Annotated in this window: 10 protein-coding genes and 1 pseudogene; 4 read left to right on the top strand and 7 right to left on the bottom strand. The window is 42.8% G+C overall.

Annotation, left to right across the window (positions count from 1 at the left end; translation table 11 throughout):
* The coding region (locus tag V7L12_RS04610; RefSeq protein ID WP_335082526.1) for a HEAT repeat domain-containing protein at nucleotides 1–2,761 on the top strand (2,761 nt) is incomplete at its 5' end.
* A 279-nt stretch (nucleotides 2,762–3,040) separates the two neighbouring features.
* Here the strand turns inward: V7L12_RS04610 and V7L12_RS04605 are convergent.
* Nucleotides 3,041–3,604, bottom strand: coding sequence for a hypothetical protein (locus V7L12_RS04605; RefSeq protein ID WP_335082524.1), 564 nt, complete (start codon nucleotides 3,602–3,604; stop codon nucleotides 3,041–3,043).
* Between the two features lie 201 nt (nucleotides 3,605–3,805).
* On the opposite strand from V7L12_RS04605, the gene V7L12_RS04600 reads away from it, so the two are divergent.
* Entirely contained in the window at nucleotides 3,806–4,126 is a 321-nt protein-coding gene (locus tag V7L12_RS04600) for a hypothetical protein (protein WP_335082522.1), read from the top strand.
* A gap of 141 nt (nucleotides 4,127–4,267) precedes the next feature.
* Here the strand turns inward: V7L12_RS04600 and thrS are convergent, their stop codons facing one another.
* The gene (gene thrS / locus V7L12_RS04595; RefSeq protein WP_335082520.1) at nucleotides 4,268–6,103 is read right to left on the bottom strand and encodes a threonine--tRNA ligase; all 1,836 of its coding nucleotides are present in this window, start codon (nucleotides 6,101–6,103) and stop codon (nucleotides 4,268–4,270) included.
* 596 nt (nucleotides 6,104–6,699) lie between these two features.
* Between thrS and V7L12_RS04590 the strand changes: the two genes are divergently transcribed.
* Entirely contained in the window at nucleotides 6,700–7,017 is a 318-nt protein-coding gene (locus tag V7L12_RS04590; protein ID WP_104905414.1) for a DUF2605 domain-containing protein, read from the top strand.
* 308 nt (nucleotides 7,018–7,325) lie between these two features.
* Nucleotides 7,326–7,655 (top strand): DUF2973 domain-containing protein, encoded by a 330-nt coding sequence (locus V7L12_RS04585; RefSeq protein WP_104905415.1) that lies wholly within the window; start codon nucleotides 7,326–7,328, stop codon nucleotides 7,653–7,655.
* 200 nt (nucleotides 7,656–7,855) lie between these two features.
* Here V7L12_RS04585 and V7L12_RS33100 read toward each other — a convergent pair.
* The 5 genes and pseudogenes from V7L12_RS33100 to V7L12_RS04560 all read right to left on the bottom strand — a co-directional run.
* Nucleotides 7,856–7,957: pseudogene (locus tag V7L12_RS33100) on the bottom strand (DUF7219 family protein); the annotation flags it as partial.
* Between the two features lie 46 nt (nucleotides 7,958–8,003).
* Nucleotides 8,004–8,279, bottom strand: a complete 276-nt coding sequence (locus V7L12_RS04575; protein WP_335082519.1) for a hypothetical protein — start codon at nucleotides 8,277–8,279, stop codon at nucleotides 8,004–8,006.
* A 184-nt stretch (nucleotides 8,280–8,463) separates the two neighbouring features.
* Complete coding sequence (locus V7L12_RS04570; RefSeq protein ID WP_335082517.1) at nucleotides 8,464–9,987, bottom strand: chlorophyll a/b binding light-harvesting protein; 1,524 nt, start codon at nucleotides 9,985–9,987, stop codon at nucleotides 8,464–8,466.
* A gap of 83 nt (nucleotides 9,988–10,070) precedes the next feature.
* Nucleotides 10,071–11,129 (bottom strand): chlorophyll a/b binding light-harvesting protein, encoded by a 1,059-nt coding sequence (locus V7L12_RS04565; protein WP_335082515.1) that lies wholly within the window; start codon nucleotides 11,127–11,129, stop codon nucleotides 10,071–10,073.
* Between the two features lie 529 nt (nucleotides 11,130–11,658).
* Complete coding sequence (locus V7L12_RS04560) at nucleotides 11,659–13,950, bottom strand: amylo-alpha-1,6-glucosidase (protein ID WP_335082513.1); 2,292 nt, start codon at nucleotides 13,948–13,950, stop codon at nucleotides 11,659–11,661.
* Nucleotides 13,951–15,163 lie beyond the last annotated feature (1,213 nt).

Raw genomic sequence — 15,163 nt, 5'->3', positions numbered from 1 at the left:
GCAGGCAGCCAAACCCTACTTCAAAGACATCCTCGACTTCCTCAAAGATAAATCCGTTGAATCTACTGTTCGTTCCAGTGCAGCATCGGCATTGGGAAATCTGGGGCAGGCAGCCAAACCCTACTTCAAAGACATCCTCGACTTCCTCAAAGATAAATCCGTTGAATCTACTGTTCGTTCCAGTGCAGCATCGGCATTGGCAAATCTGGGGCAGGCAGCCAAACCTTACGTCAAAGACATCCTCGACTTCCTCAAGGATAAATCCGTTGACCCCTATGTTCGTTCCGGTGCAGCATCGGCATTGGCAAATCTGGGAGAGGCAGCCAAACCCTACGTCAAAGACATCCTCGACTTCCTCAAAGATAAATCCGTTGACCCCTCTGTTCGTTCCAGTGCAGCATCGGCATTGGCAAATCTGGGGCAGGCAGCCAAACCCTACGTCAAAGACATCCTCGACTTCCTCAAGGATAAATCTGTTGACGACTCTGTTCGTTACAGTGCAGCATCGGCATTGGGAAATCTGGGAGAGGCAGCCAAACCCTACGTTAAAGACATTGCTGACTTCCTCAAGGATAAATCCGTTGACCCCTCTGTTCGTTCCATTGCAGCACAGGCATTGGGAAATCTGGGGGATACAGCCAAACCCTACGTTAAAGACATCCTCGACATCCTCAAGGATAAAACCGTTGACAGTATAGTTCGTTTTGGTGTAGCAGAGGCATTGGGAAATCTGGGGGAGGCAGCCAAACCCTACGTTAAAGACATCCTCGACATCCTCAAGGATAAAACCGTTGACTCAAATGCTCGTTCCGTTGCAGCATCGGTATTGGGAAATCTGGGGGAGGCAGCCAAACCCTACGTCAAAGACATCCTCGACTTCCTCAAGGATAAAACCGTTGACTTCGGTATTCGTTCCGGTGCAGCATCGGCATTGGAAAAGATAGAACAACTCAACCTGAATAATATTGTTGTAATTCTGGATAGCATCTATTACGCAGGTCAATCAGAATTTGCACGGTGGCGATTTTTGACATATTTTCTGGGTGGCGGCACTAATGAAGTAAAAACACTGCTCACATGGCTAGGCAGACCGAAAACAATTCCTGATAAGCTGACACACGCTGAAGGTGTAAAAACACTAGATGTCTTTCGCCAAGCCTGGGAACCCAGCCAAGGACTAGATGAATTAAGAAAAGATTTAGCACAACAAATTTCCGAAGTTGCTGCCAACAAAAAAATTTTTTGGAAAGCCGAGGATATTAACTTACTGCAAAGTCATTACAGCAACCTCAAAAAAATTAACTCTACCCAAGCTGATACACTACAATCGGTAATTAATAATCTGGAATATTGGCAGTGGTTTTTCAAAGCCAGAAACATAATCTTCATTCACATCGTTTTTTGGCTTGCCCTCATCTTCGCTTATCCCAAATTTCCCCAAGTTCAAGCCATCTTCTTCTGGAACCCTTGGGTAAGGCGCATCTTAGGCGTGGGCTACGTCGGCTTTCTCCTCGCCTGGATTCCCTTTTTCCGCCGCAAGTTATTTGAACCCTTCAAGCCTTCCCTACTAGCCGATGCTGGGTTAGATAATTTTAATCCCCAAACATACTTTCCAGAATCTAAAGTGAAAGTTCCCAGTGCAGATGAACCCCAAGCAATTACCCAGGTGCTACCCAGTATCACAGGGCAAATAGTCTTAGAAGGTGATTCTGGCTTGGGTAAGTCGATGTTTCTCCGCCATTTGGTGAAAACCTCCCCGCGTATTGTGGTTTATTTACCCGCCCGCAAGTGTGACAAAGGGGTAATTGAAGCAATTCAAGCCAAGCTGCACGGGCAAGCACAAGATGCTGATTTTCTCAAGAATTTAATTTACAGTGGTGCATTAGATATCTGCATTGACGGACTCAACGAAGTCACAGCCGACACCAGGGCAAAAATCTGCCAGTTTGTCGAAAGCTATTTCCGGGGTAACATCATCATGACTACCCAGCCCCTAGAGTGGACACCACCCTCAACAGCCAAGATATATAAATTACAGTCCCTAGAGCAAGCCCAAATTCAGCAATTTTTGATTTCCCGTCAGCCACGACTGCCCAAAGATGCTAAAGTTCAGGGTAATAATTACGAGCAAGCCTGCACTAGCTATTTAGCAACAGCCCTCAGCAACCAGCAATCACCAGAGGAGTTAACTCCTAACCAAAGGGTTCTCTCTAACCCAATGGATTTAACTGTTGTGGCGTTAATGATCTCCCAAGGTGAATACCCCGATTTGTTTCACCTGCAACAACAGCAATATAATTTGATGGCAGCCGAATACCTGCAAGAGTGGAACCAGGAATTTCCCTTAAAAAAATTCTCGGATGCAGTCTATCAAATGCGGCTAAACGATGAACAGGCGTTACCTGGAGATGAATTTTACCAGGTAGTACAGTCTTTAAAAGATGAGAAATATAAAATGGTTGTCAGTCGTCAGTGGCAAAACGAAGAAGGTGCAGCCAAGAGAGAATGGCTTTTCCGCCACGATAAGATTATGGAATTCTTTTTGGTGCAGAACTTTCTCGGCGAGAAAGATGAAGCTAAAAATCGGCTGATTGACCACATCGGCGACCCCCGTTTTCGCGGTGTCTACTTTTTGCTAGTAAACTTACTGCCTTTAGATGCTGCCAAAGAACTGAAGGAAAAATTAATTCAATACGCCGCCGATACCAAAGACCATACTGTGAGTGATACCTTTGTGCAACTGTTGCGACCAAGGTCGTGATATTAATTCGTAATTGGTAATTGAGAAAGAGACTTCTAGACTGAGGGCAAATTTTTGATTTAATTAAAATCTGACTTTTCACGTCGTGTAGAAAAACTAACGCTAAACCTAATCCCTGAGCAAGCTTCCCTACTAGGGAATGGAAGCGAGGTTTTCTAGATAAGAGTGAAAAGTCAGATATTGGAATGAGTGGAAAAAGAGATTGTGTCTGTCCTACCGCCAAGTAGAATCAATGCTCAGTTCACCTAGAACCAAGCTTAATAAATCAAGGCGGAGGGATTAACCACGACCCCAGTTGCGATCGCGCTCATAGCGATGGTTATTGTCACGAATGTTGCGAAGGTTATTATCGCGCTCATAGCGGCGGTTATTTTCGCGCTCATAGCGATGGTTATTATCACGAATGTTGCGAAGGTTATTATCGCGCTCATAGCGACGGTTATTGTCACGCTCATAGCGACGGTTATTGTCACGCTCATAGCGACGGTTATTGTCACGCTCATAGCGGCGGTTATTTTCGCGCTCATAGCGACGATTATGATCGCGTTCATAGCGGCGGTTATTTTCGCGCTCATAACGACGATTATGATCGCGCTCATAGCGATCATTATTGTCACGAATGTTGCGAAGGTCGTTCTGGCGGTCATAATCACCATTTCTGTGGTGACGACTCTGAAGTTCGTAGTTACGATCATCGTTGTGTTGATAGCCGTAGCTATCTAACCCAGCAAGATAATCCACTGATGTATTAGCATCAGCTTTTGGAGAAATAGCCAAAGCTGACGCAGATGCTATCAAGCCGGCGAGCAAAATAGAGGCAAAGCGGTTCATGATGTCAGTCAAAAATTGTTGATAGTAATTTATGCAAGTCTAGTCTGTTTAGGAAGAGCAGATTCCACAAGTCTTTAAATCAATCCTATCAGTCTTGAATAACTCGAAAAGTTTTCTTGGGTGCGGTGATTCAGAAAAGTTTTGTTGTCTGTGATACTTTCTGACCTTCCAGATCCCGTGAAAATTTAAAATTAAAATGAGTATTTGAACTGGATGAATCCACCTTTGAACTCCGTTCACGAGTATTTGAACTGGATGAATCCACCTTTGAACTCCGTTCACGAGTATTTGAACTGGATGAATCCACCTTTGAACTCCGTTCACGAGTGTTTGAACTGGATGAATCCACCTCTGAACTCCGTTAACGAGTATTTGAACTGGATGAATCCACCTTTGAACTCCGTCAACGAGTATTTGAACTGGATGAATCCACCTTTGAACTCCGTTCACGAGTCTTTGATACTCGTGAATGAGTCTTTGAACTCCATTAATGAGTCCTTGAACTCCGTTAACGAGTCTAATACTCGTGAATAAGTCTTTGAACTCCATTAATGAGTCTTTGATATTAAATATGTTATGAGCGCACCTTTTCCAAAACCTACCAGCTAGCCAATGCTCTAATCTACTAAACAAAACGCACACCAATTATAATTAGTGTGCGTCTGCGGTTAGATTTTAGAAATTCTCGAACTTAGCGATCGCATCCTTCATTTTATCCACCACTTCATCGACAGGGATAACTCCCAATTCCCCAGAAGCGCGGGTACGGATACTCAAGGTGTTGGTTTCCACTTCTTTAGCTCCCACCACAGCCATCACGGGTATCTTTTCTTTCTCTGCATTGCGAATTTGTTTACCCAAGCGATCGCCACTGGTATCAACTTCTGCACGGATGCCTAACGCTCTCATCTTCGTCACCACATCTTTAGCAAAGTCTAGCTGGGTATCACCCACCGGCAGTAATCTAGCTTGCACTGGCGCTAACCACAAAGGGAAATCACCTGCATATTCTTCAATTAAGATCCCAATCAACCGTTCCAGCGAACCAAAAGGCGCACGGTGAATCATCACTGGGCGTTTGCGAACCCCATCTTCGGCGACGTATTCCAACTCAAAGCGTTCTGGCAAATTGTAATCTACCTGCACAGTTCCTAATTGCCACTCTCGATCTAGGGCATCACTAAAGATAAAGTCAAGTTTTGGCCCATAAAAAGCCGCTTCTCCAATCCCTTCAAAGTGTTCCATCCCCAAGGTTTCAACTGCACGGCGAATTGCACCTTCGGCTTTGTCCCAAACTTCATCAGAACCCATGTACTTATCACTAGCAGGATCGCGGAAACTGAGTCTAGCTTTAAAGTTCTTCAGTTGCAGCTTATTGAACACCGACAAAATCAAATCCACCACATTGAGGAATTCGCTATCTAGCTGTTCTGGGGTGACAAACAGGTGAGAATCATCCACAGTAAAACCGCGCACCCGCGTTAAACCGCCCAATTCCCCTGATTGTTCGTAGCGGTAAACAGTACCAAATTCCGCCAGTCGCATCGGTAGTTCCCGATAAGAGCGTAACTCACTCTTATATATTTGGATGTGGAAAGGGCAGTTCATCGGCTTCATAACGAAGCCCTGTTCCTGTGCAGCTGATTCCTGATCATCTGCCATTAAGGGGAACATATCTTCTTTATATTTCTGCCAATGTCCAGAGGTTTTAAATAAATCTACTCTGGCAATGTGAGGCGTTACTACAGATAAATAACCCCGTTTTACCTGTTCTTGCTTGAGGAAGTCTTCTAAAGTACTCCGTAACAGAGTGCCTTTGGGTGTCCACAAAGGTAAACCCGGCCCTACTAGATCGGAAAATATAAATAATCCCAGTTCTTTCCCAAGTTTCCGGTGATCTCGGCGTAGCGCTTCTTCTTTGCGCCGCTTATATTCAGCGAGTTGTTCTGGACTTTCCCAAGCGGTGGCATAGATGCGTTGTAGTTGGGCTTTGGTTTCATCCCCACGCCAATAAGCGCCAGCAACGCTTTCTAGTTCAATTGCTTTCGGGTTTAATTCACTAGTATTTTCCAGATGAGGCCCCGCACACAAATCCCACCATTCATTCCCCACGTGGTAAATTGTGATTGGTTCCTGTTTGATATCTCCCAGGATTTCTAGCTTGTAAGGTTCATTAATTCCTTGAATCCGGCGTTCGGCTTCTTCGCGGCTGACTTCTTCTTGAATTACTGGCAACTTGCGATTGATAATTTTCGCCATCTCTTTCTTGATGGCTTTGAGATCGTTTTCGCTAAATGGTTCTGGATTATCGAAGTCATAGTAAAAACCGTTTTCAATCCAAGGGCCGATTGTAACTTGTGCCTTGGGAAACAGCTTTTGTACTGCCATTGCCATAACATGGGAAGCAGTGTGGCGAATCTTTTTTAAATTCTCCGATTCGCTGGTACGCGGTAAATAAATTTTTTCAACTTGTTCTGACTGTTCGGACTGATTTGATGAATTTGGCGACATTGGCTGCTGAACCGTAGGCGAAGTGATTTACAAAAGTTGATTTATCTGAATCTGTAGGCTTATTCAACTATAACGACTTTGGTTTTTGCCAGTTAAGCTATCAAGAAAGAATTCAGAATGATATTGGAATCCGATGCTTATGAGCATTCGACTGAGCGCTCACGCCGAAGTCTTGTCGAAGTACTGGCGTAATGAATAAAGGGGTTTAAGACTCCGCTAAATATGTTTTCTTTAATGGTGTTTCTAGGTGGCGGGTTTGAATCCCCCACTATTTTGATTCTGAGTTCTGAATTTTGACTCCTGAATTCTTCTTCAATCCAAAGATAAAGATAAATTTTTGACTTGTTACCTGAGTGTCAAATTCAGGATCGCCCGCGATCGCTAAATTATCTTATGAATTGCAACTTGATGTCATATATACCTATAGATGCCTGTCCAAAGGCACTGTACAAACCGGATATCAAGACTCTATAATAAATTATGTGCCCTTTGTTACAAAATTTTACATCAATCAATTATGAGAGAAATCAAAAAAGTATTAAGAAACGTAAATAACGTTAATATTAGTAAGCAAGTTTGAAATATGCCTCTTATTTATGCCAGACTCAAATTTACCAGGGACAGAGTTGCTGAAAACGGTTTTAGATCCGCTGCTGGAAGATTTTCAGCATTGGTTTACGCGATCGCGCCATTTACTCGAAACTGAGGAATTATCATTTATGAGTCACCAAGAGCAATCTGACTTGCTCTTGCGGGTTAAGCAAGCGCAAGATGAACTAAATACGGCGAAGATGCTATTTAATGCAACTGATAAACAAGTCGGGATTGATATGGCAACGTTAATGCCTTGGCATGAATTAGTAACAGAATGCTGGAATGTCGCAATGCGCTTTCGTCAAGGACGTGAAGTCTAAGCGCTAAATTTCGGCAGACTACTTAGCGATGTCTCTTGACTTACCAAGCAAGCGTCTACGCAAGATGGTAAATCAGTCGTTAAAAAGATAGTAAAAAATTCTTAACAATTTCTTAACATTAACTGGATTAGCAAAATAATGTATCCTATGCTACCGTAAGTGGAATAACGGTTGACAAATAGCTCCATATAAATGTAAGCACATTGAAAAGTGCGTAGAATACTCGTCTTAACTGTGAGTCACAGTATCGGCGAAACAAAGCGTTACAAAATAAAGTTTTAAAAATTGCTGTTCTGGAGGAAAATCCAATGTTACATCTGCTTTACATTCTTGCTTTTACAATCCTTGCATTTATAGCTGTTGGCAACTTAATTCGTAACCTGATTATGTTCAGTTTTGATCGCGAGCGAACTTACCCGACAAATTCCTCGCCAATGAATAACCAAGGCAACTATGGTTATTATTCATCAAAAAAACAGTTTGTACCCCATCCAGAGTTATTAGATAGTGCTGGAAACTTAATAAAAGAGCCACTTTTGGTAATGCGTTCGATTAACGTTGAAGATGCGCGTCAACATCTCGATGCACTTTACGAAGCATCCCCAGGACATAAAAGAGAAAATTCAGAAGAAGCATAAAAGTTAGGAGTACAGACGCGATTAATCGCGTCTGTTATGACTTTGGGTGTAAATTATTGTTGTTTTTACATCCTTAAACCTTTTATTAGCAGAAATTTATTCCCATATCAATCCAGTGAATGTAGCTTTTTTGCATTTTGTTAAAAATACTCAATTGGTGGACGACCGAACTCATCGTTGCAAGGACTGCGATCGCAAGCCGCGTTAAATACTAAATACTCTGGTTTAAATTGCCCATAATATGGACTACGAGGATATAGAAAATCACATAGTTCGGATAGCAAATCAGATTGTCGTTTCATAAATATTTACAGTATTACAGGTTAGGAATTATCTAATTGGAAAATTTTAACAAAGCTTTCGCCGACCCTTTTGACAAGCATTACAGAAAGAAGTTTGAGGTTCAAAGTCAAGACAGCCGAACGCTTCCTCAGAACAAGCTTTAATTGGATGTACAGTACACTTAAGGCGATAGTCGTTAGTGAAATATTCACAAGCATGACAAGGAATTTCATGTAGCTTTTTTAAGTGATTTATCCCTTGTTTTAAGGTAAAGCAGATACTCAAAATAAAGAAAATCAAAGTAGCCCAAGCAAATGAAGCACAAAAAATTGTAGCCAGCATAAGTTATCCTCCTAAAGATTAGAAAAAAGTGCCCGCAGTCAACTGCTTTTAACCGCAGGCATGAAATATTATTTAGCTGGTGTTGAGTGAAACTAAATTAACTAAGTCAGTAGGTAGACATGAATCAATATTAAAGACGTAGAATGCTACGTCTTTACATCATGGGTACTAAATCACTAAATGATTAAATCGAGTTAATTGCGATCGCACCGAATAAAGCAATACTAGTTAACAGCAGATAAGCGAAGATTGCTCCACCAATTCCACCAATCAAAAAGCCCTCAGTAAATTGACTCCATTCGGCGACAGTATTGATGCTCTGTGGTACTTTGGCAACTGTTGCAACCGAAACCGATCGTGAATAGATTTGCTGTTGTCTTTCGTAGCTAGTAGTGCCATAAAGCGAAAAACCAATTGTCAGGATGATAATCAAACTGCCTGTGGCTAGTAAACCAACCAAGCTGCCCACATTAGAATTGCGTAATAAACCTAATGAACCTAATGTCGCAAAGGGGCCAACTAGCCAGTAACCATGAGCCATGCCAATTTCTAATCCCCGCCACAAAGCAGATATACCAGGGCGGTAAATTGGCAAGTATTTGAGAAACTTCAGCGTCAGATCAGCAGAATTGACTACGGTTACTTGATAACTCGTTTGGCGCTCTACACGTGGAGGCTGAACCATATCACCATTTTTAAAATCAAATCCGCCTGCGATCGCACGAGCGCGGAGAGCGTGCCAAATGTGACCTAACAGAAAGATGAGCGCTAGGACAAAATGGAAAGTTATCAACCAACCACGAGCAGAAACTATACCAGCAGAAGTTTCTATAGCTTTAACTGGGCCATAAAAAACTTCGGGATAGACAGTGTTATTGACTGATGCAAAATATGCTGCTAAAAAGCCCATGTATGCTACAGCACCAATGCTGTAAGATAAATACGCTTCCCCTGAGTAAATCAAAACTCGGCGTGCCCAAGCAAATGGCTTAGTCAAGATGTGGAAAATACCACCGCCAATTAACATCAAACCAACCCAGATGTGACCGCCAACAACATCTTCCAAGTTATCAACAGCAGCCATTCCGTCTGGTCCCCAAGCCCCAAATAGGTAGCCAAAGATGCGCAATGGGTTAAGTGTCGGATGATTGATTACCCTTACGTCTCCACCGCCAGCAGCCCAAGGGTCAAACAGTCCACCCCAAAACACCGCCTTGGCAACTAAAGTCAAAGCACCCAAACCTAAAAGCGTTAGGTGAATGCCCAAGATTGTAGTCATCTTGTCCTTATCTTTCCAGTCGTAGCCAAAAAATCCAGCCCAAGTAGGATTGTCTTCTAACACCTCTGGACCTAGCAGGGAGTGATAAATACCACCGGCTGCCAGAATCACTGAAGGTATCAGATGCAAGACGCTGATTACAAAGTAGGGATAGGTGCTAATAACTTGCCCACCAGCACCGACACCCAAACCTAGAGTCGCTAGATGAGGCAGTATGATTAACCCTTGCTCATACATTGGCTCATTAGGGTTGAAGCGCGACAATTCAAACAGCGTCATCCCTCCAGCCCATAACAAAATCAATGCAGAATGGGCAATATGAGCGCCTAGTAATTTTCCCGATAAATTAGTGAGACGAAAGTTACCAGCCCACCAACCAACATCAGGTATTTGTTGCTTATATGGGCTATCTTCAATTACTGCTGTCATTTCCAAAACTCCTTGAGAATATTTAGCAATATTGTTGAGGTTATGCTTCCAGGCAATTGCAAATCTATTGCATTAAATTGAATTTAGCTAATTGGTTGCGGAATTACCGCCTCCTGACTCACCCTACCTTTGCGAAAATCGAACCCACGCGCTCGCAAGGCGTGCCAGATATGACCTTGGAGAAAGAAGAAAGCTAACCAAAAATGGGCATTAGCTAACCAAGTCCGGGCAGTTACAAGGTCAGGGTCAGGTGATGAAAAGTACGGCACGATATTCTGTCTAACCACGAGCGCCGGTCCATAAAAAACTTCAGGATATACAGTGGTGTTTACTGATACAAACAGAGTTGCAATAAAGCCCATCAGTGCCAAAGCGCCCAGACTGTAAGAAAGGTAAGCTTCTCCAGACCAAACAAATAGTGGATGCGTCCAGGTAAAGGGCTTTGTCACAATGTGGAAAAGTCCACCGAAAATCAATATCGCACCAACCCAAATGTGTCCGCCAACCACGTCTTCTAGGTTGTCAACGCCAGCAATCCAGAATTTCCTAATTGCGCCAAACAGATAACCAAAAATGACGGCTGGGTTTAATGTCGGATTTGTAATTACCCGCACATTTTCAACATTTGGGTCGTATAAACCCCCAAAGTACATTGCTTTGGCGACTAACAAGAATGCACCACAACCCAGTAAAACCAGATCTATACCAAGGATTGTGGTCATTTTACCGGTGTCTGACCAGTCGTAGCCAAAGAAAGGAACTCTACCTTCCAATTTTTCCGGGCCACGCAGGGAATGAAAGATTCCTCCGAAACCCAAAAAGGCTGAAGAAATTAGATGCAAAGCTCCAATTACAAAGTAGGGATAAGTATCCACAACTGCACCATTTGCATTAACACCCCAACCTTCAGTAGCTAGATGAGGTAGCAAAATTAAGCCTTGCGAGTACATCGGTTCTGCTGGATTAAAGTGGGCTAGCTCAAATAAAGTCATAGCTCCTGCCCAGAAAACGATCAGACCAGAATGAGCGACGTGAGCGCCTAGTAATTTCCCTGATAAGCTGGTGAGTCTGGCGTTACCAGCCCACCAAGGCGAGTCAGTAAGGTCTTGCTCCACCGACAGCGGACTTGTAGAAGTTGTCATTTTACATCTGCCTTTTATTGAGAATTTTACTCAATAACTATTAAAAAAAGAGTCTACACTAAAATCTCAATTAATGAAAAAAAATCTCATTAATGATTTTGAATGCAAATGAAAAATTACTCACATCTCAATACGTTTGGTGTTGGTGATATTTGACTCTGGGAGATTCCCCCTAACCCATCCGTGAACCAACAAAATTATAAGTATTTTGTCAATGAGTATTAATACCCAAAAATATATGAAATAGAGGTATAAAACACAAATTTTCAACTGGCGATGCCAAAGGCAGGCCACTTCTCTACGAGACGCTTCGCGAATGCGTCTACGCGTCATATTAAAAGCACGATTCATTCTTAAAAAAAAATCAGTACCAAGCTTAATTTGATACTTCAATAATTAGTTTATTTAGAGCGCAATTACTATTGACCAAACTGATTTTGTCTTAACCTGTCATAAATGCGGGAGCGATCGCACCAAGCATATCAGCCTAAAATAGGGAGTGGTAAATTCCCTACTCCCTACTCTCTCTCTAAGCTTCAATAACTACCCGTAAATTACCCCGTTTTCTGGCAACGCGACAAGCAGTCGTAGTCCCAGAACGCTCGAATTCCAAATCGAGAATGGTGGGGCCGACTCGCAAATTATGAAATGACAGGCGATTAATCGATTCTGGCAAAGCAGGGTCGATTATTCGCAAGCAGTTATTTTGAGCATCAGGCACCAAGTTGACCATCATTTGCAGTAGTTGGAAAACACTACCCGTAGCCCAAGCTTGGGGAGTGCAAGCAACCGGATACTGCACAGGGGCATTATCACCATTCCGTTCGTAGCCGCAAAAAAGTTCTGGAGGACGTTGATAGGGTTGCTGCTGAGTCATATCGAATAAACCTTGGAATATTTCTAAGGCTTGATCGATAAGACCGAGCGATCGCAATCCCATTGCAATCAGAGCGTTATCATGGGGCCAAACCGAACCAATGTGATAACCCATCGGATTATAAGCGGGTGACAAACTACTTAGAGTCCGAATACCCCAACCATTAAACATATCTGGTGCCCGTAACCGTTCTGCTACACTATGAGCTTTTTCGTCTGTGAAGATTCCCAGATGCAGACAATGACCAGGATTTGAGGTAATACTGTCTACCGGCTTGCCTTCTCCATCCAAAGCCAGAGCGCAGAAACCCTGGTCTTCCACCCAAAAATCTCGATTGAAACGAATTTTAAGACTTCTGGCCTCTTCTTGCCAACGATCTGCCAAATCAAGCCGCTTTTTCATCCTAGCGATTTCTGCTAGGCGCATTTTTGCAGCATAAACGTAAGCTTGCACCTCACAGAGGGCAATTGGACCATTGGCTAATTCTCCCTTGCGGTCTACAATACAGTCGCCAGAATCTTTCCAACCTTGGTTAACAAGACCGCGTTTTGATTTACGGAAATAACTGAGGTAGCTGGTTTCTTTGGTATTGCGATCAATCCACTCCATTGCAGCTAGAGCATTGGGCCAAAGTTGCTCTAGGAGTTCTCGATCGTGAGTCCAAGCATAATGTTCGGCATAGAGCATCAGCCACAAGGGAGTGGCATCAACTGTACCGTAGTAGGGCGTATGGGGAATTTCTTGACAACGAGCCATTTCTCCCAAACGTAACTCGTGCAAAATCTTACCGGGTTCTTCTTCGCGCCATTCGTCATCGATTTTACCTTGGTATGTCGCCAGTAATATCAGGGTTTCTTTGGCGATTTGCGAGTTTAACATCAGGCTTTGGGAAGCTGTAATCAGCGAATCTCGCCCAAATAGTGTCGAAAACCAAGGTACCCCGGCAGAAACAGTCTTATGCTTCCCAAAAGACTGGCGCAACAAATACATATCTTGTTCAGCCCGCTCAATCACTCGATTGAAGGTACTCTTATCTGAGCTAATGCGGGTAATTTGTTGTACCCAGTGTTGCTCCTCCATCCACTCAGCGGCTTTCGCCTGTCCTAAGGTAGTGGCGGCGCTCACGGTTGAACTGGACTGGTTGTTCCTCAACATATTTACTCGGTAGCCTAGCTTTTGAGTTTCGTGAGAAGCCAACTCTAGCTGCCAAACCGCAGTGTAACCCTTGAAATAGTCTGGTTGCCGATGCTGGAATAAAATCCGGGATTCCATCACCAAGCCATCCAAACCTTGATAGGCGAGTGTCAAGGATTCTTCCCTAAAAGCGGATGGCTCTTTGGGTAGAGGTGAAACGCCATCGACCAGAGAAAATGTTCCTTCCTCAGCCGTCAGTTCCACTAAGCGTAAAAGCCTACCTCGTTTTTCTCTGTCATAGCCCCGAACCTCAAATAAATCAAGAAAATCCGCATCAAAGCTGATGCTTAGTTCAAAACTGACGGTTGTTGTGCTGTAGTTAGATACTTCTATTTCTTCAAATAGTGCCCCATTCAACACTATTTCGCGGCGAATTCCGACAGTCTCGGCTTTCAGGCGTTCGTCGATTCTGGGGTTAGTACACAAAACTGAGAGTGAAAACCCTTTCTCAGCAGTACTGCTGAGGAGTACAGGCGATCGCCCTTCAATTTGCAACTCCAAGCGATTGAGAAATCTCGTATCACAACAAAACAGTCCCAAACTGGGATTGCCATCGTTGAGGGAACAGCCAGAAATGTTCCCGATAGTATCTGTCACAAAAAATAAGTCATCATCTTTAACCGTCAGTGTCGGTTGTGGTCTTTCACTCACAACACAAGGCCACTCCGGGATCGGTAATTGTTCGGCAGGAATAAAAGTTTTTCCATCCAGAAAAATTTTTTCTGGGGTGATTAGCGTATCCGGTGTCATTAGACAAAGTTCCGTGTACAGGTCTATATTTTTGTGGTCTTTTGAGTAGAAGTCTCTTACCCAAGAGGCAGAGAGGCAGAGGGGAAAGAAGAAATACCCTCTTGCTTTGGGACAGAGCAACTAAATTTATTTAGGTCGAAAAAAGAAAGATTTGTGTCCAGACACGTAGTACAAACAAAGAACAGCGTATCGTAGAGAGACACAAGGTGCGAAGTTAGGTCAGTTATCTTGCCCTGCTTTTACAGTGCTTTTCAAGTAATTGAACTACACTACCCCCCACTCCCTACTCCCCGTCCCAGTCGTGGTCTAAATACCTGAAAATCGCTGTAAGTTATGGGGTTTTCCCTTGCCATCATCCTCTCTGCTTCTTCTTGATCCTCACAATTTCCGAAAAAAAGACGCTCTCTAAAACTCGTTTGAGCCATTCGAGCCAAAATAATCCTGACATATTGCTGACAAAATGGCAGCGCTCATATCCATATAAATAAAATAAATAAGTAAACCTTGATAAATTTATATTTTATTAAGTGTGAGGTCAAGACTGAAACTGAGGATTTAGAAATAATTTATCAGTAGTTGAACTTTCAAAGACACAAGATATATAATATACTCAGCAAAACTTGGAAATCTACACTCTTTGTTGGGCATAGAGAACATTTATTCTTTACTAGTATACGATTTTGTTTTAAATATGTTTGGTATTTGATTAGACTAATTTATGAGAATTAATTAATTAATTAAATTTAATCACTAATCATGGATTAAATTATGTGAATGTCGCAGTCATAATTTTTAGGTAAGAAAATTTCTTTAGTGAACATAAATCAATGTCGGCCAAATAGGCGATGTCTACGGCGGCCCACTTTGCCGACGCGCGGACTATCAATCAATAATCCGTGGTTATTAGTGAACACAGTAGTTAAAACAATACAATCATTAATGCTTTAGTACTTACTCTTGAAAGATTTTACCTGTGCAAGCAAAAGCATAAGTTGTCGAGAATGTATATTGGGCGTAATAGGTTGTCAATCAACAAATCAAATTGTACGCACGCCCCTTAGTTAGTAACAAAGTGTTGCGACTGCTTTGGCGAAAAGCGCTTTTTAGCGTTCTTTACATATTGCAACTGTCTATTTAACTTGAGAGTCCCTTGGAATTTGTACAATGCAGCTGTGACGTGGATCTGATCGAGGTTGAGCGTTTAACAATAATT

This window comes from Nostoc sp. (assembly GCF_036918245.1).
Lineage (GTDB): Bacteria > Cyanobacteriota > Cyanobacteriia > Cyanobacteriales > Nostocaceae > Nostoc.
This window is presented reverse-complemented; position numbering and strand designations above follow the sequence as displayed.

Excerpts from the sequence above, each read along its gene's own strand:
- V7L12_RS04600 (WP_335082522.1), top strand. The coding sequence starts at position 3,806 with ATGAATCCACCTTTGAACTCCGTTCACGAGTATTTGAACTGGATGAAT.
- thrS (WP_335082520.1), bottom strand. The coding sequence starts at position 6,103 with ATGTCGCCAAATTCATCAAATCAGTCCGAACAGTCAGAACAAGTTGAA.
- V7L12_RS04590 (WP_104905414.1), top strand. The coding sequence starts at position 6,700 with ATGCCAGACTCAAATTTACCAGGGACAGAGTTGCTGAAAACGGTTTTA.
- V7L12_RS04585 (WP_104905415.1), top strand. The coding sequence starts at position 7,326 with ATGTTACATCTGCTTTACATTCTTGCTTTTACAATCCTTGCATTTATA.
- V7L12_RS04575 (WP_335082519.1), bottom strand. The coding sequence starts at position 8,279 with ATGCTGGCTACAATTTTTTGTGCTTCATTTGCTTGGGCTACTTTGATT.
- V7L12_RS04570 (WP_335082517.1), bottom strand. The coding sequence starts at position 9,987 with ATGACAGCAGTAATTGAAGATAGCCCATATAAGCAACAAATACCTGAT.
- V7L12_RS04565 (WP_335082515.1), bottom strand. The coding sequence starts at position 11,129 with ATGACAACTTCTACAAGTCCGCTGTCGGTGGAGCAAGACCTTACTGAC.
- V7L12_RS04560 (WP_335082513.1), bottom strand. The coding sequence starts at position 13,950 with ATGACACCGGATACGCTAATCACCCCAGAAAAAATTTTTCTGGATGGA.